Source organism: Zwartia lucis (assembly GCF_965234455.1).
Taxonomy (GTDB): Bacteria; Pseudomonadota; Gammaproteobacteria; order Burkholderiales; family Burkholderiaceae_B; genus Zwartia; species Zwartia lucis.
Genome location: NZ_OZ248474.1, coordinates 587,594 through 608,512 on the forward strand (window position 1 = coordinate 587,594; position 20,919 = coordinate 608,512).

General features: G+C 48.7%; 17 protein-coding genes. 8 read left to right on the forward strand and 9 right to left on the reverse strand.

The annotated features are described in order from the left end of the window. Position 1: 1 nt before the first annotated feature. Genes AC8GE9_RS13625 through AC8GE9_RS13650 form a run of 6 tightly spaced genes read right to left on the reverse strand, consistent with a single transcriptional unit; the run spans position 2 to position 7,899 of the window. Complete coding sequence (locus AC8GE9_RS13625) at positions 2 to 1,669, reverse strand: TRAP transporter large permease (protein ID WP_506677819.1); 1,668 nt, start codon at positions 1,667 to 1,669, stop codon at positions 2 to 4. A gap of 10 nt (positions 1,670 to 1,679) precedes the next feature. Then, the gene (locus AC8GE9_RS13630; protein ID WP_506677681.1) at positions 1,680 to 2,333 is read right to left on the reverse strand and encodes a TRAP transporter small permease subunit; all 654 of its coding nucleotides are present in this window, start codon (positions 2,331 to 2,333) and stop codon (positions 1,680 to 1,682) included. Continuing rightward, entirely contained in the window at positions 2,330 to 3,553 is a 1,224-nt protein-coding gene (locus AC8GE9_RS13635; protein WP_506677682.1) for a xanthine dehydrogenase family Fe-S subunit, read from the reverse strand. Before AC8GE9_RS13635 ends, AC8GE9_RS13630 begins: the two co-directional genes overlap by 4 nt. Further along, the gene (locus AC8GE9_RS13640) at positions 3,550 to 4,392 is read right to left on the reverse strand and encodes an FAD binding domain-containing protein (RefSeq protein WP_506677683.1); all 843 of its coding nucleotides are present in this window, start codon (positions 4,390 to 4,392) and stop codon (positions 3,550 to 3,552) included. The genes AC8GE9_RS13635 and AC8GE9_RS13640 overlap by 4 nt, the downstream gene beginning before the upstream one ends. Beyond that, positions 4,389 to 6,782 carry a xanthine dehydrogenase family protein molybdopterin-binding subunit gene (locus tag AC8GE9_RS13645; protein WP_506677684.1) on the reverse strand — a complete coding sequence of 798 codons (2,394 nt, stop codon included), beginning with the start codon at positions 6,780 to 6,782 and terminating at the stop codon, positions 4,389 to 4,391. The genes AC8GE9_RS13640 and AC8GE9_RS13645 overlap by 4 nt, the downstream gene beginning before the upstream one ends. Positions 6,783 to 6,804: 22 nt before the next feature. Then, entirely contained in the window at positions 6,805 to 7,899 is a 1,095-nt protein-coding gene (locus AC8GE9_RS13650) for a TRAP transporter substrate-binding protein (RefSeq protein WP_506677685.1), read from the reverse strand. Positions 7,900 to 8,308: 409 nt separating this feature from the next. On the opposite strand from AC8GE9_RS13650, the gene AC8GE9_RS13655 reads away from it, so the two are divergent. The 5 genes from AC8GE9_RS13655 (at position 8,309) to AC8GE9_RS13675 (ending at position 14,684) form a co-directional block, all read left to right on the forward strand. Continuing rightward, complete coding sequence (locus tag AC8GE9_RS13655; RefSeq protein WP_506677686.1) at positions 8,309 to 8,797, forward strand: MarR family winged helix-turn-helix transcriptional regulator; 489 nt, start codon at positions 8,309 to 8,311, stop codon at positions 8,795 to 8,797. A 123-nt stretch (positions 8,798 to 8,920) separates the two neighbouring features. Beyond that, positions 8,921 to 10,234: a tRNA-dihydrouridine synthase gene (locus AC8GE9_RS13660; RefSeq protein WP_506677687.1), complete on the forward strand. Its 1,314-nt coding sequence runs from the start codon at positions 8,921 to 8,923 to the stop codon at positions 10,232 to 10,234. Between the two features lie 10 nt (positions 10,235 to 10,244). Further along, on the forward strand, positions 10,245 to 12,356 hold the full coding sequence (locus AC8GE9_RS13665) for a hydantoinase/oxoprolinase family protein (RefSeq protein ID WP_506677688.1): 2,112 nt from the start codon (positions 10,245 to 10,247) through the stop codon (positions 12,354 to 12,356). Between the two features lie 20 nt (positions 12,357 to 12,376). Next, positions 12,377 to 13,924, forward strand: coding sequence for a hydantoinase B/oxoprolinase family protein (locus tag AC8GE9_RS13670; protein WP_506677689.1), 1,548 nt, complete (start codon positions 12,377 to 12,379; stop codon positions 13,922 to 13,924). Next, positions 13,908 to 14,684, forward strand: a complete 777-nt coding sequence (locus AC8GE9_RS13675) for a ferredoxin--NADP reductase (protein WP_506677690.1) — start codon at positions 13,908 to 13,910, stop codon at positions 14,682 to 14,684. The genes AC8GE9_RS13670 and AC8GE9_RS13675 overlap by 17 nt, the downstream gene beginning before the upstream one ends. 24 nt (positions 14,685 to 14,708) lie before the next feature. Here the strand turns inward: AC8GE9_RS13675 and AC8GE9_RS13680 are convergent, their stop codons facing one another. From AC8GE9_RS13680 to AC8GE9_RS13690, 3 genes are read right to left on the reverse strand one after another with little or no spacing between them, the layout of a single operon-like run. After that, the gene (locus AC8GE9_RS13680; protein WP_506677691.1) at positions 14,709 to 15,173 is read right to left on the reverse strand and encodes a RidA family protein; all 465 of its coding nucleotides are present in this window, start codon (positions 15,171 to 15,173) and stop codon (positions 14,709 to 14,711) included. A gap of 50 nt (positions 15,174 to 15,223) precedes the next feature. Then, the gene (locus AC8GE9_RS13685; RefSeq protein WP_506677692.1) at positions 15,224 to 16,633 is read right to left on the reverse strand and encodes an FAD-binding oxidoreductase; all 1,410 of its coding nucleotides are present in this window, start codon (positions 16,631 to 16,633) and stop codon (positions 15,224 to 15,226) included. 22 nt (positions 16,634 to 16,655) lie between these two features. Next, a complete protein-coding gene (locus tag AC8GE9_RS13690; protein WP_506677693.1) occupies positions 16,656 to 17,327 on the reverse strand; it encodes an aspartate/glutamate racemase family protein in 672 nt (223 codons plus the stop codon). A gap of 118 nt (positions 17,328 to 17,445) precedes the next feature. Between AC8GE9_RS13690 and AC8GE9_RS13695 the strand changes: the two genes are divergently transcribed. The 3 genes from AC8GE9_RS13695 to hydA all read left to right on the forward strand — a co-directional run bounded on the left by AC8GE9_RS13695 (position 17,446) and on the right by hydA (position 20,917). After that, a complete protein-coding gene (locus AC8GE9_RS13695) occupies positions 17,446 to 18,354 on the forward strand; it encodes a LysR substrate-binding domain-containing protein (RefSeq protein WP_506677694.1) in 909 nt (302 codons plus the stop codon). A 135-nt stretch (positions 18,355 to 18,489) separates the two neighbouring features. Continuing rightward, positions 18,490 to 19,416 (forward strand): dihydrodipicolinate synthase family protein, encoded by a 927-nt coding sequence (locus AC8GE9_RS13700; protein WP_506677695.1) that lies wholly within the window; start codon positions 18,490 to 18,492, stop codon positions 19,414 to 19,416. A 16-nt stretch (positions 19,417 to 19,432) separates the two neighbouring features. Next, positions 19,433 to 20,917, forward strand: a complete 1,485-nt coding sequence (gene hydA / locus AC8GE9_RS13705; RefSeq protein WP_506677696.1) for a dihydropyrimidinase — start codon at positions 19,433 to 19,435, stop codon at positions 20,915 to 20,917. The last annotated feature ends 2 nt before the right edge of the window (positions 20,918 to 20,919 follow it).

Here is a 20,919-nt window from a genome sequence, read left to right on the forward strand (position 1 = left end):
TTCATCTGAAGGCCTTGCTTGGATCCTGATCTGTTGCAAAGTCTGGATTCTCGTATGGATTTCCCTGGATATTAAGATCAACAGTCGCAGGGTCAATAGTCGAAGCATTGCTTTTGTAGTGTGTCACCATCCCGGGAAATGCGAGTACAACCGCTACCATGATTAACTGGATGATGATAAAAGGAATTGAGCCAGCATAAATTTGACCTGTTGTGACCCGTGCGACTTTCTCCCCAGTTACTTTGTCTGTGTAATCAAATTTCGGCGCAACAGATCTAAGATAAAAAAGAGCAAAACCAAAGGGCGGATGCATGAAAGATGTTTGCATATTGACAGCAAGCAGAACACCGAACCAAATAAGATCAATGCCCATCTTATCCGCAACTGGACCAAGCAACGGAACAATAATAAAAGCTAATTCAAAAAAATCTAAGAAAAATGCTAAAACGAAAGTCAGGATACTCACAACAATTAAAAATCCTGTTTGACCACCTGGCATGTTAATCAATAGATGCTCAACCCAAAGATCACCATCGACAGCCCTAAAGGTCAAACTAAACACAGTAGACCCGATCAAAATAAACATCACGAAACATGAAAGTTTTGTCGTTGTATCCATAGCTTGCTTCAGCAATGAAAACGATAGGCGCTTCCGGGAAATTGCCATCAGAATTGCACCGACCGCTCCCATCGCACCACCTTCAGTCGGTGTAGCAACGCCGATAAAAATTGTTCCCAACACAAGAAAGATCAAAGCGAGGGGAGGAATCATGACAAAAGTGACGCGCTCTGCGATCTGAGATAGCAGTTGGAGTTTGAGAATTTTATTCAGAAGTGCAATGATGAAAGCTACCGATCCCCATACAAGAACCATCATGACGATACGTTCGTCTATAGGAGCATTATCTGAAATTACCGTCTCACCAAAAACAAATGCAGCCGTGACAGCAATGAGCATCAGTACGCTCAGAGAGCGTGTGCCGGGAGCACCCGTCGGTTCTCTAAATGATCTGGCAGTTTCAGGAATGGCTGGTGCAGAGGAGGGGCGCAGATATGATAAAACGAAGGTGTAAATGACATACGCCAAGACTAAACCAAGGCCTGGTAAAAAGGCGCCTCGGTACATGTCACCTACCGATTTTCCTAGTTGGTCGGCTAATACGATTAGCACTAGAGAAGGAGGAATAATTTGTGACAAGGTGCCAGAGGCTGCGATGATGCCCGTGGCGAATCGCCTGTCATAGCCATATCTCAGCATAATTGGCAACGAAATAAGCCCCATCGAAATGACAGAGGCGGAAACAACACCTGTGGTGGCAGCGAGCATCGCGCCGACAAGAATGACGGCAATCGCTAAACCGCCTCTTACTGAGCCAAAAAGCTGACCGATTGTTTCGAGAAGATCTTCCGCCATGCCTGATCGTTCAAGTACAAGCCCCATGAAAGTAAAAAAGGGAATTGCCAGCAAGGTATCGTTAGCAATAATGCCAAATACCCTCTGCGGTAATGCTTGAAATATCGCGGGTGTCATCAGCCCAAGTTCTATGCCCACTAGGCCAAATAACAGTCCATTTGCAGCGAGAGAAAATGCGACTGGAAAACCCAAAAGCAGTAACAAAAATAATGTTACGAACATGATGGGTGCTAAATTTGCAGTCAAAAACTCGATCATGGAAAACTCATATCCTTGGTGATCGGTCACGATCACTCTTCGACTGATTCAAAGACGGGAAAGTGTCGGCAAGTGCACCAACTTTGCTGTTGGACAAGATGTCTTCTGCGAGCATTTCCTCTGAAGATTTTCCCTGCTGTTTCTGGATGGGGTCAGGACAGAATCCTAATAAAAAACCAACACATTTAATTAAATGTGAAATTCCGCTGAGGACAAGAAGTCCAAAACCGACAGGAATCAATAATTTTGCTGGCCATCGAACCAAGCCACCAGAATTTGATGACTGCTCGTTTTGCAAGTAGGCATCGGTAAAAACTGGCCATGACAGCACCATGATAAGAATTGCCATCGGCAATAAGAAGAAAACAACCCCAATAATCTCTATCCATATTTGATGGCGACGAGAGAGTTTTGAGGACAAAATATCAACTCTGACATGCTCATTCCGAAGGAGTGTGTAGCCAGAAGAAAGAAGAAACATGGCGCCAAAGAGGTACCACTGAAGTTCAAGCCAACCATTTGAGCTGCTGTCAAAGAGCTTGCGAATGATTGCGTTACCTGAACTTACTATTACAACAATAAGGCAGATCCAAATGACGAAGCTGCCCACAACTTCATTCATTCGATCAATACAACGGGATAGACTCAGTAACAGTTTCATGGCTGAGACTTGGTGGAAAATAAAGCACGCAAGCGATCCCAGATAATCCCGAAAAATAATGCGATAGGACGTAAATTTTTCTGGTTGTTGGAGAGTTCACTTCCAGGATTTATAAGTGAATGTTTAATATTTTCAGCAAAGAGTTTTATCATTCGACGTACGAAATCTTTGACCATTCCCGATCTAGAGAATTGCGCGAGAGGTCCTTGTAAACCATACGTCATGTCAATATGAACGCGTGAACTTTGATTGCCGATTGCTTCTATCCGGTAACTAATCGTTCCAGAGGCCCGTGATTGACTGAGTCGATCTTGACCGGTCCCATTCAGTATCGCGGTTTTGTTGGTTTCATCTTTTGTCAGTGATGCAAGGCCTTCGAAAGCCGCTTGCATGGGGCCGAACTTGAGGGAGATTCCCCCTTTGACGTGGCCATCTTCAACAGATGTCACATAAGCACCAGGTAAGCATCGTGCGATAGATGGCAAATCTATCATGAGTGTCCATACGTCAGTTGCAGAAAATGGCAAATCAAAGCTTTCTAAAATCTCTGTACCGCTTTGTTGCGGTTTAATTGTCTGAGGAATGAACGATTTGTTTTGGTCGTGTTCAGGCACACGAACTTGTTCTGAGCTCGGACTGATAGCATCGAAATTTTTGAATGGTGTTGATGCCAATGTAGATTGTGATGCAAGCTTAGATTCATTCAGACTATCACGATGACATCTGAGTTTATCAACGCTCGAATCGGGATTGTTTCTAAGATCTTCAAGGACGGCCAGGATGGCTTCAACAATACCGACATATCCTGTGCAACGACAGAGATTGCCTGAAAGTTCTGCCCTGACGACGCGCTCAGATGCGTTTGGTATTCGTAAAACAATGTCTCGAGCCGTTGCCAGCATGCCAGGTGTACAGTAGCCGCACTGTAAAGCGTGATGAATTGAAAAAGCAATACGGAGTCTGTTCATCACGGGATCATTGTCATAACCCTCGATCGTCGTAACGGACTTTCCTTCGCAAGCCACTGCATATGTGATGCATGAGCGTACGGGCTGTCCATCAAGTAAGACCACACAGGCACCACAAACACCGTGCTCGCAACCTAAGTGGGTGCCAGTCAAATTTTCTTTTTCGCGAAGAAAATCACCAAGATGCGTTCGGGCAGAAACCTCATGAGTCACATGGCGATCATTGATTTTTAGCGATAAACGCTTAGTCATGTTCGCACCTCGATATTGAATGCTCGATCTAGGCAACGACAGATGACAGTGACGAAAAGTTTTTGATCGAGCATATCCAATGCTGAAAGATCGCTGGAGACATGCTCGGCAACAGTTTCTCGACGAATGGAGTCCCAGCCATCGCTGGCAACGAGGTTGGCTAAGCGAATGAGTGATTGTGGCGCACCATCCAAGGCGCCTACAACGATATTTGCCACTTTACTTGAGGAGTCAAAATATGCGGCACAACTTGCATCCGCGAATTCGCCGATCTTTCTGCAGAATTTGAAATATCCCCATTTGGTTTGCTCTCTTATCAATGGGATATGGATCGCAGTGATGATCTCATCTTCTGAGAGCACGGTGGTATAGGCGGCCAACATAAATTGATTCATCGGAACGCGACGCGCACCTTGCGCAGAGGATATTTCGATTTCAGCGTTCATCGCTGTGGCAGCGAGTATCCAGTCTGCTGCAGGATCAGCATGAGCGATACTGCCGCCTAATGTGCCACGGTTTCTCACGGACCGGTATGCGATCGCTGACGCAACGGACTGCCAAGGGTGCCCCTTTAGTAAGTCAAAAACACCATCTTCGATCTCGGCATGCGTGATCGCCGCGCCGATTCTCAGCATTGAACCTTCTTGAGTAATATTTCTAAGTGTGCTTAATGAGGAAATATCGATGACGGTGCGTGGCCTCGCAAGCCGGAGATTCAGCATGGGACCGAGAGATTGGCTTCCCGCAATGAATTTTGTGTCTGAACGGTTTAAAGTTAAAAGATCAAGCGCATGAGCGAGAGACTCGGCTCTTTCATAATCGAAGCGCGCCGCCTTCACGAAGGACTCCTAACGGAAGACTCTGTATCGACATTTTGATGATGAATGGCGTTGAGAATTTTTCTTGGTGTGACAGGTGTATCTAAAAGCTCTGTAGCGCCAAGTACTCTAAGTGCATCATTGATCGCGCCGAAAATGACTGCTGGAGGCGCAATCGCTCCACCTTCACCCATTCCTTTCGCGCCGAACTCAGTGTGAGGTGAAGGGGTCTCAAAGTGATCAACTCGAATTTTCGGTGATTCAGAGGCGCCCGGAATCATGTAATCTGCAAAAGTCGATGCCAGAGGTTGTGCATAGTTGTCATAGGGTGTCTCTTCAAACATGGCTGTGCCAATGCCTTGCACAATTCCACCAATCGTTTGTCCCTCAACAACCATTGGATTGACCATGACGCCACAGTCTTCAACACACACATAATCTAGAATTTCTACGCTGCCAAGGTCAGGATCGACTGCCACAACCGCGGCATGGGTTGCATAGGTAAAGCACCCTGTATCAACACGCGGTTTGTAGCCTACGGTCGTTTCCAAGCCGGCTGGATCAGCATCGGGCGGTAGTCGTTGAGGACTTATGTACCATGCGTCGGCAATATTCGCGATCGAAATACTTTGATCACCATAAAAAAGAGATGATCCCTTTAAAACTATATTGTCGGCATGTGTGCCCAGGAGGTGAGCGCCTATTTTAAGAACACGATTAAGGAGTATCTTGCTTGCTTTAGCTACGGCGCCGCCAGACATGACAAGTGATCTGGATGCATAGGTCCCGGTAGAAAATGGTGTCTGGCCAGTATCGCCGTGAATCAGTCGAATACGGTTGATATCAATTCCAAGTACATCATTGGCAATTTGAGCAAACGTTGTTTCCATTCCCTGACCGTGGGAGTGAACACCAACTCTGATTTCGAGACCGCCATCAGGTGTAATTTTTACAAAAGCTTGATCAAATCCTGGTATGACGGGTGTACCCCATGCTGCAAAGACTGAGGTTCCATGTGCCGCTTGCTCTGTATAGGTAGCCATTCCAAAGCCAATCAATTTTCCGTCTGCTCGCGGCGAAGACTTTTGCTGTTCACGGATCCGATTGATATCGATCATTTCAAGCGCCCGATTAACGCTAGACGGATAGTCACCGCTATCTAAATGCTTGTTTGTTACATTGATATGGGGCATTTGCTCGGGTTTGACGAGATTGTCGAGCCTGACTTCCCAAGGTTCGCGTCCAACCGCACTTGCAAGAGCGTTAATCGTCATTTCAATGGCAAAGCAAACACCTGTTCTGGCGACGCCACGGTAGGGGACAAAGCCGGGTTTATTCGTGGCAACACATTCAGAAACACAACGATATCCTTTGAAGTCATAGGGCCCTGGCAAATTGCCGATTGCTTGTCCTGGTTCTAGGCCAATCGTAAAAGGCCATACAGAATATGCACCCCCGTCAATGGTGATGTGTGCGTCTAGAGCCAGTATTCGTCCTGTCTTGTCGGCATAGACCGTCATATCGTAATGGTGTTCGCGAGTATTCGCACCAGCGATGAGGTGTTCACGTCGATCTTCGATATATCGAAAAGGGCGTTTATAAGTTTTAGCTAACCAAGCAACGCACAACTCTTCTTGCTGTAGCACGCACTTGTAACCAAAGGCTCCGCCTACATCTGGCGAGATTATTCTGATCTGACCTTGGTCCATTTTTAAAAACAGTGAAATCGCAGTGCGAATCATATGTGGCACCTGCGTGGCGCTTACGACAACCAATTGATCGGCTTGATGATCCCAGTAAGCGAGTACGGCTTTTCCTTCCATCGGAACCATGCATTGACGAGCTAGCGAGATTTTTCTATTGACCACCACCTCCGCTTTTGCAGCCTGTTCTTCGAAATCTCGGTCGGCGTTGAGTGTCAGAAAATTGTTATTGAGCCAGTGTTCATGAACAAAATTAGTAGAGGCAACGCGAGAAGAATGAACATCCGCATAGATGGGTAGATCATGGTAGTCAACATGCACTTCTTCGAGTAAGTCCTCAGCTTCCGCACGTGATGCTGCATAGGTCATGACGACAGGTTCACCCACAAATCGAACTTTTTCGTGTGCGAGAGGTGGTTGAGCAGAGGGCTGATAACTAGGCAATGTCGAATCTGCAGTGATATCCATTGCATCCAGCATTGGTCTCGTAAAGATGCAAGATGCATGTTGCTCGGGAATATTGATGTGACCAATCGTCGCATGCGCAACAGGACTCCGTAAGAAGGCGACTTCACACAGACCCGGCATGGAGATGTCGGCAACGAAATTTCCCTTTCCTAAAAGGTGTCTGGCATCTTCTTTGCGCTGAACACGCGCGCCGATGCCTTGCGGCTTGGCGCGCGTTTCAGAGCGTTCATGGTCATGCATGATTCGACTGTCGAGCCGTTGATTAGCGACGCGTTACAGCGGCGAAGGTATAGTTGTCCAACGAGCTTTCAGCGATTCTGAACCAGCTGGCCTCTTCTTGTTGGAATTTTTTCCAATCAGGAAAAATCTCAGCGAAGTCAGGGTTTTTCTGAGTAAGTTCAGTCCAGAGTTCTTGAGATGCGTTATAGCTTGCATCCATCACGTCCCGGGGGAAGTAACGCAATTGAGCACCTGCGGCGATCAGCTTGCGTAAGGCGCCAGGGTTGACTGCATCATAGTGAGCGAGCATTTTCAAGTTTTGCTCGTTACAGGCAACATCAAATGCAGCCTTATAAAGCGGAGGTAAGGATTCGTATGCTTTCTGGTTGACCATTGTAGTGATGGAGGCGCTACCTTCCCACCAACCGGGCGCATAATAGAAAGGAGCGACCTTATTGAGGCCAAGTTTTTCATCGTCATAAGGTCCGATCCATTCGGAGGCATCCATGGTGCCTTTTTCAAGCGCAGAATAAATATCCCCTGCCGGAATTTGTTGTGGAACGACGCCAAGTTTACTCATCACCATGCCACCGATCCCGCCGATTCGCATTTTGAGTCCCTTGAGATCCGCGACGGTTTTAATTTCCTTTCTAAACCAGCCGCCCATTTGAACGCCCACGTTTCCGCATGTGAAGTTCATAATCCCATACTTTGAATACAGTTTCCGCAGTGCAGTCATGCCTCCGCCATAAAGTAACCACGCGTTATGTTGACGCGAGTTCATACCGAAAGAAAGTCCTGTATCAAAAGCCAGAGCGGTATTTTTACCAACATAAAAAGTGCTCAGTACATGATTGCACTCGACGGTTCCATTTCCAACAGCATCCATGTTTTGAGGGACGGGAACGATTTCACCACCTGGAAACGTTCTGATGTCAAACTTTCCATCGGTCAACGTTGATACTCTTCTGCAAAGCTCGTCCGCCGATCCGTAAATAGTGTCTAGACTTTTTGGCCAGCTCGTTGACATCCGCCACTTTACAGTGGGAGCAGACTGAGCAACTGCAGGAGCAGCGATTGTGGAGAGACCAACGCCTGAAAGTGTTGCGGCGCCGGTGAGAAATTTACGTCGTTGCATGAGCTGCTCCTTAGTGAGAGACGAATATCAAACAAACTACAGATTTGTATGAGGTATCAAGCGCAAACTATCGCATTTCTTACTATCGTTTTTTGAGCATACTGACACACTCCCAAAAAATCAACAAAATTAATTAGTAGGCTAACAATGGAGGGATAAAAAAAACGACTCACATCCTCTAGTTTTTCCTATACGTGAGGTAAGAATAGGAATTAAGGAATCATAAAATCTGGTACTTTCCCTAATCAGGCTTATTGGAGGCATTGGGCAGATGATCGCAAAAGAGAAGTATCCGGCGGGAAATATATCTGAGATCCCTAAAAAGCGCGTAAGCAAATTAAAGGTCGCTAGTGAAAAACCCTTGAAAATACAGGAGGGATACACAATCTGGGATCGTCCAGGATACTTGGTGCGTCGCTTGCACCAGATCCATGTCGCGATGTTTCTAGACAAAGTCGCGGACGGAAGCATGACGCCGATTCAGTACGGGTTGCTGAGTATCTTGGCAACACGTCCCAACATTGATCAATTCACAATTGGTGAAGAGTTAGGACTCGATCGGGCGAATGTCGCAGGCATACTCAAGCGACTAGAGGCTCGCAAACTGATCACTCGGATCGTTGATGAAGAAAATCGCCGCCGAAAACTGTGCGTTGCAACATCAAAAGGGATCGCGCTAGTCAAGCAGCACGAATCCGCAATGAAAGATTGTCAAATCCAACTCCTCAGTCCATTATCTGCCGAAGAGCGAAAAATTTTCATGGGATTGTTATCGCGCCTCGTAGAGGAAAATAACGAAAGCAGCCGAACTTCGCTGCGTCCGAATGGAGAGGCGTTTCTCTCTGCTAAACCAAACGACTCTAGAACAGCAAGAAACAAAGGAAAACGCAAGGTTTAGCCTGACGCTCTAACGATTTGCTGTTTTTGTATGAACGAGCAAAAAAAATCATATTTACACTATTAATTAGCATGCAAACAATGTATTCTTTCTCCATATCTGTCGATTGAAAGGAGCGTTACCGTGGCTGACTTATCACTAGAGTTTTGTGGAATTAAATTTAAATCTCCGATCGTGATTGCTTCGATCGAGACGACGAATAGCCCGGAAGTCATTCGAGAATGCGTCGATGCTGGTGCGGCGGGAATGATTGTCAAGACCTTGACCGATATCGAAGATATGGCAAGGCTCACTCAGAATTCTAAATACGCAATCCTGAATGAAAAGAACGAAGTGATCAAAGGCAAAGTCAATAAAAATTTCGTGTTCTATAGCAGGTCGGGCTACTCCAGTACTGGTTTTCGTGAGTGGGTGCCTTACCTTAAGGAGCTGAATGAATACGCAAAAGATCAAGGTTCACATTTAATTGGTAGTGCTGGCGGTAAAACCGTTCAGAGTTGGATCGATATCAGTAGGACGATTGAGGATTGTGGACTGCCGATGGTTGAGCTCAATTTTGGCTGTCCCCACCCTTCGATGATGCCTGGTGTGCATGGCGGGTCAATGATCGGACAAGATGCGGCTGTCGCGGCCGAAGTGACTGCGCGTGTTTGTGAGGCCGTCAACATACCCGTGGTGATCAAATTAACGCCAGATCAATCTAAAGTGATGGATATTGCTAGAGCCGTGCGAGATGCTGGTGCCTCAGCCGTGACAGCGACTAATCGCTACACTGGCTTTTCAGTGGATATCGAAACGGGTTTGCCGCGGCTTGGCGGGCCTGCGGGCATTGGCGGCGTTTGGGCAAAACCGTTATCGCTAAGATGGGTTAATCGCATTTATACCGAGTTAGGCATGCCGATCACAGGATCCAATGGCATCTATGACCATAAGGATGTCGTTGAGTTCATTATGACGGGTGCGCCATTGGTGCAAGTTGGATCAGTCTTGATGCTCAAAGGAATCAAACATCTTCCAAGCATTATTTCAGGACTTGAAGAGTTTATGGATAAGCACGGATACCCCGACATCGCATCGATGACAGGTATCGCTTCACGCGCTGCAGTGAAAGATTATGGTGATCAATTCAAAAAGCCGCGTATGCATAGTGAGATTAAGGAAGAAACTTGTAAAAATCCAACATGCACGATCTGTATTCAGACATGTTTTTACGATGCGTTAGCGCAGGGTCCGGATGGTGTGATGGCACTCAGCGATAACTGTATCGGATGTGAAATGTGCACACAGACATGCCCGTTCGACTCAACGAGTATGCATACGACGACAGAGCTACAACGCGTCACCCAAAAGTTTTACCAAATACCAGAGGAGGTGTTTGAGGCTGGAAAGTTTGAAAAGAATTTTGATCGAGGAATCAAATTGGCAAAAGTTCGTTGATGAGAATTTAATGAAGCACGATCAAAAAGAGATTCAGTATAGATTTGCTTTTGACATAGGCGGCACATTTACGGATTGCGTGTTGCTAGGTTCAAATGGGATCGTTTTCACCACTAAAGTGCTAAGTGATCACGATAATGTTGTCGCGCCCATCGCAGCTGGGCTTAGACAGATGCTTGAAGAGCATCATGTATCAATTTCTCAAATAAGTGAAGTTGTAGTGGGTGCCACGACTGCAGTGACTAACTTGGTCATTGAGCGAAAAGGTGCTGTGACGGGCTTAATTACGACGCTCGGATTCAGAGATGTCATAGAAATCGGGCGTGAGCTTCGCTTTGATCTTTATGATTTGACAACGCCTGGTCCAGATCCTGTCGTCTCTAGGGATTTGCGGGTTGAGATTGATGAAAGGCTCGATGCATCGGGAGCCGTTCTCAAACACCCAACAGATGAAAATATCGAACAAGCGGTTCGCTTATTGATTGCTAGAGGTGCAAAAACGATCGCTGTTTGTTTGATGCACAGTTTTACAAATCCATCTCATGAACAACAGGTCAAGTCGATCGTAGGACGTATTGCGCCTGATATGCCTGTTTCTCTGTCATGCGAGGTGCTAGGCGAATTACGAGAATATGAGCGTACAGTCGCAACCGTGCTAAATGCCTATGTGATGCCGATGGTGGGAAGTTACTTGAGTACCATTGAAAATGGTTTGAGAGCTTTAGGTATTCAGGCGACACTGAGGATCATGCAATCCAATGGCGGAGTGATCTCCAGAGACCTCGGAGAGCGTATGCCGATTCGGATGCTTGAGTCTGGTCCTGCCGCTGGTGCCCTGGGTGCCGCCCATGCTGCTCAGCGCGCAAGTGTTGCTGATGTCTTGGCGTTTGATATGGGTGGAACTACAGCTAAAGCCTGTCTGATTGCAAATGGAAAGCCCTCTGTGACAACAGATTTCGAGGCGGCGAGGCAGCAGCGTTTTAAAAAAGGAAGCGGTCTGCCCGTACGCTTACCGACAGTGGATCTGATCGAGATTGGAGCAGGTGGGGGCAGTATCGCCCACATCGATTCGAATGGATTGCTCAAGGTAGGTCCGGAAAGTGCGGGCTCCAATCCCGGACCGGCGGCGTACGGACTTGGTGGAGCGTTCCCAACAGTGACCGATGCGGCATTGATCATGGGGTATCTGGATCCACAGGGTAGCCTAAGTGGTTCGGTGCGTTTGCGTTTGGATCTTGCTGAAAAGGCGATGCTGACGCATATTGCCAACCCGCTGGGTATTTCAGTGATCGAGGCGGCAAATGGTATCCATCGGATTGTGTGCGAGCACATGGCGACTGCCGCGAAAATTCACGCTGTTGAAAAAGGTCAGGATGTTCGTCGCTACACCTTGTTGGCCTTTGGTGGTGCGGGACCTATTCATGCGCGAGAGGTCGCTAGACGCATCAGGTGTCAGGAAATATTCATACCAGCAAACGCGGGTGTTTTTTCAGCGATTGGTTTGTTGGTCGCGCCAATGAAAGTGGATACTGTACGTACCCGATTTACACGGTTAGACACGATAGATTGGTCGCAGACTGAAGAGCTACTCAAAGAGATGGAGCAGACTTTATCTGATCAGCTTTCATCTGCCGATGTGCCGAGAGATTCAATCCGTTTTCGCCGTACGGCTGATATTCGCTATGTCGGTCAGGGGTTTGAAGTTGAGACCGAATTACCGACCATCATGCGGGAAAGCGAAAGGGACGCTCTCGAGCAACGCTTCAATCTTGCATACGCAGCACTCTTTGGCCGCCATCTTGAAAGACAAAAACTCGAGGTGATTAATTGGCGAGTCGAAGGTTTCGCGGATATTTCATCACCCCCCACTGTGGATGGTCAGCAAGCAGCATCAATTGAAAAGCAGCAAGAAAAGAAACGACAAGCTTATTTTCCAGATATCAATGCTTTTGTCGATACTCCTGTTATTGCTGAGTCTGCACTGATGGTAGGTCAGACATTACAAGGGCCCGCTCTGATTGAGCAAGCGGGTTCCACCGTTGTCGTGGGTCCTGGTGATCAATTTAGCCTAGATGCGTTCGGAAATATTCGAGTTGTCATCGGTACACGCACAAAGAAATAATACCTTAAGACAGGATATGGATGATGAATCCTATTGATCTAGAAATTTACTGGAACCGACTCATCGCCATTACAGATGAAGCTGGCGCAGCCCTCAAGCGCACTTCTTTTTCAACGGTTGTGCGCGAGTCAAACGATTTTGCATGCGTGTTGTTAGATACTGAGGCGCGTCTTGTTGCACAGTCCTCACTGAGTATCCCTGGATTTATTGGAACGGCTCCATTGTCGCTTCAAGGTATGCTCAAAGTCTTTCCAAAAGAGACACTTCGACCCGGTGACATTCTGTTCACCAATGACCCTTGGATAGGTACGGGTCATTTACCTGATGCAACAATGGCTTCACCGATTTTCCTCCATGGAAAATTGATTGCTTTTGCGATTGCAGTCGCGCATCTTTCTGATATAGGTGGACGACAATGGTCTGCAGATGCGAATGAGGTTTATGAGGAAGGGATACGTTTTCCGGTGATTAAACTTGCCGAGGCGGGTCATTTAAATCCGCTTGTGATGCAAATGCTTGAGGCCAATGTACGTTTGCCGCAACAAGTTCGAGGAGATATAGAGGCTCAAGTCGGTGCACTAGGTGTGGCAGAACGTCGTTTGATTGAAATGCTTGAGGAGTATGGACTCACGCATATTGATGATATCGCTGCTGCGATTTTCAAAGCGTCGAATGATGCCGCGCTTAGAGAGTTAAAACTGATTCCGCCCGGCATATACAAAGGTAGCGTCGACTCAGATGGTTTTGACGAGCAGGTCAGCATTCAGGCCACTATCACTGTGACGCCTGAAGGTATCACCGTTGACTACAGCGGTAGTACCGGGCAGATTCGCTATGGAATTAACGAAACGTTTAACCATACTTATGCCTATACGATTTTTCCCTTTAAATGTCTTCTTTCTCCCGGACTTCCAAATAACGATGGTTTCACGCGTTTGTTCAAGGTCATCGCCCCGGAAGGAACAATTGTCAATGCGCGTCCACCTGCAGCCGTTGGTGCGAGGCATTTAATCGGACATCAGCTTCAGGCCGCTGTCTTTGAGGCTATGTCCTCGGTATTTCCTGAACGCGTACAGGCTGATAGCGGAACACCTTTATGGTCTGTTTTGCTCAGAGGTGTCGATGTGGAAAAAGGGACTTCTTTCTCGACCATTCTGTTCTTTAACGGTGGAATGGGTGCGATGCGGGATCGGGATGGGCCTCCTGCCGCTGGCTTTCCTGCAAATATTTCTAATACACCAATCGAAGTGGCTGAGACGCTTGCGCCGATTGTGTTCGGTCAAAAAAGGCTGACAGATGGATCAGGCGGGCAAGGTATTCATCGAGGAGGAATGGGTCAAACCGTATCGTTTACTTCAAAATGGCCGGGTCGACTGAGAGTGTCGTTACTCACTGACCGTACACGTGTGCCCGCGAAAGGTATTTATGGAGGCGAGCCAGGCAAGGTTGGTCATGTTCTTTTAAATGGACAACCTGTCAGTAATCCAAAGAGTGTTGTTGATATGTTAGAAGGCGATACGCTTGAGCTCGCCTTGCCCGGAGGCGGTGGTTATGGCAAAGCAAAATGAAGTCACTATTTTGGATGTGAAACACTGGAATGAAACTTTGTTTTCATTCAAAACAACACGCGACCCTGGCCTACGCTTTCGAAATGGTCACTTCGTCATGATTGGTCTAGAGGTCGATGGAAAGCCGCTTATGCGCGCCTACAGCATTGCGAGTCCTAATCATGCTGAATATCTCGAGTTTTTTTCGATTAAAGTCGAAAATGGCCCACTCACGTCCCGACTACAGCATATCAACGCCGGCGATAAGCTTCTAATCGGGCAAAAGTCTGTAGGCACGCTCGTTTTGGATGATTTAACTCCAGGCAAGCGGTTATTTTTATTAGCTACCGGTACAGGACTTGCTCCTTTTATCAGCATTATTCAAGATCCTGAAACGTACGAGCGTTTCGAAAAGGTAGTTTTAATTCATGGCGTACGCACTGTAAATGAACTGGCTTATTCTGACTTTATCCGTCAAGAGTTGCCTGCGAATGAGTATCTCGGTGATTTGGTGCGTGAGCAATTGATTTATTACCCGACTGTGACTCGCGAAGCATTCAAACATACAGGTCGTTTGACGCAGGCGATTCAATCTGGAAAATTGTTTGAAGATATCGGCGAACCGCCACTTTCCTGCGCAACGGATCGTGCCATGATTTGCGGCAGCCCTGCGATGCTAAAGGAAACGGCGGAAATGCTTGACGCAGCTGGCTTCAGTGTCTCACCGAGCGCGGGTGTTCAGGGAGATTATGTTTTCGAGCGCGCCTTTGTCGAGCGCTGAGTGTCGGCACAATGCCGACACGATTCAGACATTCTTAATCTGAATAATGGCTTCGATCTCCACGGACATTCCACCTGGCAAAGAGCCCATGCCGACCGCAGATCTTGCGTGTTTGCCAGCATCGCCTAGCACTTCAACCAGCAAGTCTGAGCAGCCGTTAATGACTTTAGGATGATCACCAAAACTGGGTTCGGCATTGACCATTCCTAATAATTTAATTACAGCTTCGACACGGTCGAGTGAGCCCACGGCCTGACGAATCGTCGCCAAAATCTGCAGGCCAATTTGTCTGGCATCCTTGTAACCGTCTTCTACTGAATGATTCAGGCCTAACCGTCCCACGACAGTACTGCCGTCTGCTTTGCGCGGACCTTGACCTGACAGATATAAAAGTGAGCCGGTCTGCCTCCACATCACGAAGTTTGCGATGGGAGTCGGTACAGTCGGCAGCACTAAGCCGAGGTGTTTCAATTTTTGCTCGGGGGTCATTTTATGTCTCCTGATAAATGCTTGTTTAGGCGCAAAAGTGTAGTTTTAAATTAAAGTAATTTACCGGGATTCATGATCTGATTCGGATCGATCGCGCGCTTAATCGCATTCATGAGCTCCATCTCAACGCTTGATTTGTAGCGTTTCAATTCATCACGACGCAAGGTCCCCACGCCATGTTCTGCGCTGATGCTACCGTTGAATTGCGTGACAAGGTCATGAATCTGCTTGTTCAATTCAGCGGTTGTTTCTTTGTAGGATGACGCTGAAATATCTAACGGCACCAACACGTTGTAGTGCAAGTTTCCGTCACCGATGTGACCAAAATTAATAATGGGAAATTCAGGAAAGCCATTGCGGACGAGCTGATCCGCTTCTTTGACAAAGGTTGCCAAGCTCGAGATCGGCAGAGCAATGTCATGTTTGACTGCTTTGCCTGCTTTCACTTGAGCCATCGAAATGCCTTCACGCAGCCGCCACAAGGAAACGCTTTGCGCTTCATTCATCGCGACGATACAGTCATCGATCAGCCGATCATCGATCGCGCAGCTCAACGCCTCCTGCAGCATGTCCTGTAAGCCACTCATATTCGTATCTGCAAGTTCAATGAGAGCGTAGTAAGGATAGGTTTGATCAAGCGGGGAGACATGTGCGTCGAGGTGCTGTGTCACAAGTGCCAAGCTTGGTTGGGACATCATTTCAAAGGCGCTTAGGCGCGGCCCACAGGCAGACTGTAACCGGTTCAAGAGTGTGATAACACTGGATAACTCTTGTGCACCGACCCAGGCAGAGACGCGACCAGCTGGAGCCGCGAAAAGTTTCAATACGACCCCGGTAATGATTCCGAGCGAGCCTTCGGAGCCGATAAACAGATCTTTTAAATCGTAGCCAGTGTTGTCTTTGCGCAGTCCGCGCAGTCCATTCCAGATTCGCCCGTCAGGTAAGACGACCTCTAAACCCAGGGTCAGGTCGCGAGTGTTGCCGTAACGCAAGACGCCTGTACCCCCAGCATTCGTGGCGAGGTTTCCTCCAATCGTGCAGCTGCCTTCCGCGCCCAGGCTCAGTGGGAAATAGCGACCGACTGCTCGCGCGGCCTGTTGAATGTCAGCGAGAACAGCACCCGCATCTGCAGTCAGTGTGTTGTTGACGGGGTCCACTTCATGAATACGTTTCATACGATTCAGAGAGAGGACAACCTGCGCACCACTCATGTCTGGGGTTGCGCCTCCACTCATGCCCGTATTGCCACCTTGAGGGACGACGGGTGTTTGCGATTGGTGACAGAGGCGCATAATGGCTGATACTTCACCTGTATTGCGAGGCCGCACGACTGCGACCGTGCGACCGTGAGACTTGCCTAACCAGTCGTTGACATAGAATTCTTGGTCTGCAGGATTCAAAATCACACCCTCTTCACCGACCACATGCTGCAGTCGAGAGGTGAATTCCTTTTGCTTCATAGGATCCTGCATGGTGTTGATCTCACCAGCCTAAAAGTGTTCGACCGATTGCCATCGCTGTTGCGGCCTGAGTCGGTTCAACGACAGGCAGGCCCAGTTGTTGTTCAAGCCAGGCTCGATGGGCCGCCATACCGGCGCAGCCAAGTACCACGACATCAATCAGATGCGTATCCCGCAGTTGTTGACCGGCGCGCAGCAGTCCCGCGCGCGTACGATCTGTATCCACTAGATCTGTTACGTTCATCCCCAAAGGGACTTCTGCTACAACGCGTTCTGTCAGTCCCATTGCGCCAAACATACGACCATGACGCGGAATAGAAGTGCGCAGAATCGCAATCACCCCTACGCGGTGACCTCGCGTGAGGGCAGTCAAAATGCCACACTCACTAATCCCCAGGACAGGTTTAGAAGTGGCTTCTCTCACAGCATGTAAGCCAGGATCGCTAAAACACGCCACAACATACGCGCCTGCGGCATCACCATGCTTGGCATCGAGGTCCTTCACAAGCTTGACCAACGGTAACGTGACGTTTTCTACATCCATTTGGGACTGAATACCAGGAGGACCCTCAGCAAGCGTAAGGGACTCGATAGCGGGTCCACCCGGAATACGCAAAACGTTGAGCGCTTCGTCAAAAGCGTCTGTGACGGCTTGTGTTGAGTTCGGATTAATGACGAATATGGTTTTTGGCACGGATCTCTCCTTTTTTACGAGTCTAGCAGCGCCCAAGCATGTTTAACATTGTCATTTTATGTACAAGCATTAACATAGTGTTATGGTTTGAAGACATCTTTTTGAGGGGCTCGGACCCATGCAGTTGAATCTGAGGCAAATAGAAGTGTTTCGCGCAGTGATGACCGCTGGTTCCATCAGCGGGGCGGCGAAGCTTTTGTATGTTTCTCAGCCGGCGGTCAGTCGTCTACTGTCACATACTGAACAGCGATTAGGATTTGGTTTGTTCGAGCGCGTCAAAGGGCGCCTTTACCCGACACCTGAGGCGCGTCAATTATTCAAAGAGGTCGAAGCCGTCTATGACGGTGTTCGCCGAGTCGAGGAGCTCGCCAATGAGCTCTCGGAAAAGCGTAGCGGCATTTTGCATTTAGTGTCGAGTCCCAGTATTGGCCATATGCTGATACCTATGGCGATCACGGCCTTTCATCAGACGCACCCCGAAGTCAAAGTCACTTTTCAACCCCTAACTGTTGTGCCTCTCACACAAATGTTGCTTGAGCGGCGTGCTGATTTAGGCGCAGTTATTTTGCCCTCACAGCATCCCAACCTTTCTTCCGAGCCTATAGGCCAAGGGAATTTGGTCGTGATTTTTCCTTATAGCCATCCTCTGGCGAGTCGGTCGATGCTAACGATAGAAGACTTGCTGCCTTACCCTCTGGTGTCTTATCGGAGTGAAACGCCCTTTGGCACACTCGTCGAGCAGATGTTTCAGGAAGCGGGGCATGTGCGGCGCGTCGCAATCGAGGTGAGCTCGCCGCACAATGCCTGTACGATCGTCAAGGCAGGCGGCGGCATTGCCATTGTGGATGAATTTTCAGCTCACAGCGCGGCCGGAGATTTTGTCGTGCGTCCCATTGCGCACACGAAAACACTCGCCATCAATCTCGTTCAGTCTCGCTTCGAGCCGCTTTCACAGCTTGCCCAAGACTTTGCGCGTGTTCTACGTGATACCGTTAAAGCACAAGGTTTTGCGATGCGGGAAAAGTAAAAAACCTTGAGTTTCATCCATAACAACATGTTATGGATGAGTGATAAAAAAACATGTGATGTTCTAAAGCAAGAAAGATAGCATTAGTGAGAAGGCACTCGATTTGGTGTGCCAATTATTTTCTACGGAGATGCAATGCCAGCCCCGCTCAACGCCCAAGGTGTGTTCACAATTTGTCCGACTCCCTTTGATGACTCACTCAGGGTTGATACCGAAAGTATCAAGAGTCTGGTCGATTTCTTGCTCGACACCGGGGTGACAGGTTTGGCAATCTTGGGTTTTCTGGGTGAATTGCACAAGCTCTCCAATGCCGAGCGCCGTCTGGTCACAGAAACCTTTGTCAAACATACAAAAGGGCGTGTCCCTGTGTGGGTCGGTGTGCGTGCCCACGGTATCACGGGTGCGATCGAGCAAGCCCAAGAGGCTCAAGACGCGGGTGCCGAAGCGGTATTCGCCGCGCCTTTGGATAACGCGGGTGACGCACTCTTGTTTGACTATTACAAAGCGATCGCCGATGCGATCAAAATCCCTGTCGTGATTCATGACTTCCCTGACTCTTTCGGTACCGAAATCCGCCCCGAGGTTGTCGCTCGACTGGGCAAGGAAGGGGGCGTTCATATGATCAAGATGGAAGAGCCGCCCGTCGGACCCAAAATAAGTCGTATCCGCGAGTTGGCGGGTGACGAGGCCATGAAGATCTTTGGTGGCTTGGGCGGTATGTTCTTTTTAGAAGAACTGCAACGTGGTGCTGTAGGCACCATGACGGGCTTTGCCTACCCAGAAGTACTCGTAGAAATTTACAACCGTTTTGCCGCAGGTGATCATGCAGGTGCCGCAGAGGTGTTTGACCGCTACTGCCCACTGATTCGTTACGAGTTTCAGCCCAAACTTGGACTGGCCTTACGCAAGCATGTCTATCAGCAACGTGGTGCGATCAAGAGCCGTGCGATCCGCGCACCCGGTATGAAAATTGATGCGTTGACAGTCAAAGAACTCGAGGCCACGATTGCTCGGGTTGGCCTGTCGGTCACAGCCAGAGGACGTCAAGCAATCAAAGCTTGAGAACGGAGACAAAAAGATGAATACAGGCACAACATTCGACGTGACGATTCGCAACGGTCGCATTTGCACCGCCAACGAAACCTATTACGCTGACATCGGTATCAAGGATGGCATTATCACAGCCATCGCAAACAGTTTGTCACCAGGTAAACAGGATTTTGATGCGGCTGGACGTTGGGTGCTGCCAGGCGGGATTGACAGCCATTGTCACGTCGAGCAGCTCTCAGGCATGGGGATGATGTGCGCGGATGACTTTTACAGCGCAACCGTCTCCGCAGCGTTTGGCGGTACGACCACGATCGTTCCCTTCGCTGCGCAGCATCGTGGCGACAAAATTCCCGAGGTCGTCGCGGATTACGCTAAGCGCGCTGCGGAAAAAGCAGTCATTGACTATGGGTTCCATTTAATTTTGGCAGACCCTACACCCGAAGCGCTTGAACAGCATTTGCCTGAAGTCATTAAAAACGGTGTGACCTCGTTCAAAATTTACATGACCTATGATCGGATGAAACTTGATGACTATCAGGTTCTCGATGTGCTGGAGTGTGCGAGCAAAGAAGGTGCACTCGTCATGGTGCATGCGGAAAACAACGATATGATCCGCTGGATCGCACGTCGCTTGGTCGATCGTGGTCTGACTGCGCCCAAATACCACGCAGTGGCCCACACCAGCCTCGCCGAGAGCGAAGCCACAAATCGCGCGGTCGCACTCGCGCGTCTCGTCGATGTGCCTTTGCTGATTGTCCACGTTGCCGGCCAGGAGGCGGTGCGCGTCATTCACGCATCACAAGCGCTTGGGTTGCCAATCCACGCCGAGAGTTGCCCGCAATACCTCTTTCTGACCGCCAAAGACATTGACCTGCCAGGCCTCGAAGGCGCAAAGTTTTGTTGTAGTCCCCCACCCGGTGACGAAGCCTCCCAAGAGGCGGTCTGGCAAGGTTTGATCAATGGAACCTTGCAAATGTTTTCCTCCGATCATGCGCCCTATCGCTTTGATGAATCTGGCAAATTACCCAAAGGCGACGCCACAACCTTTAAAGACATGGCCAATGGTGTGCCAGGACTCGAGGTCCGTATGCCCTTGCTGTTTTCAGAGGGTGTTTTAAAAGGTCGTATGACAATCGAGCGCTTTGTGGCGGTTACGGCCACCAACCATGCTCGTACGTATGGCATGTATCCACAAAAGGGCGCGATCGCCGTTGGCAGTGATGCAGACTTGGCGATTTGGAATCCTGAGAAAGCCGTCACAATATCGACGAGCATGCTGCACGATAACGTGGGCTATACACCCTACGAAGGGAAAAAAATCACAGGCTGGCCCGAGCAGGTATTCAGTCGTGGACGTTTGGTGGTGTCTGACGGCGAACTCAAGGTCGCGCGTGGCTCTGGTCAGTTTATCAAGCGTTCGACACCTGAGCCCGTCTTGCGACAGCGTTTGAACGGAAACCCAAACTCAGTCATGCGTAAATATTTTTCCGTTGATCCCTCGGAGAAACACTAATC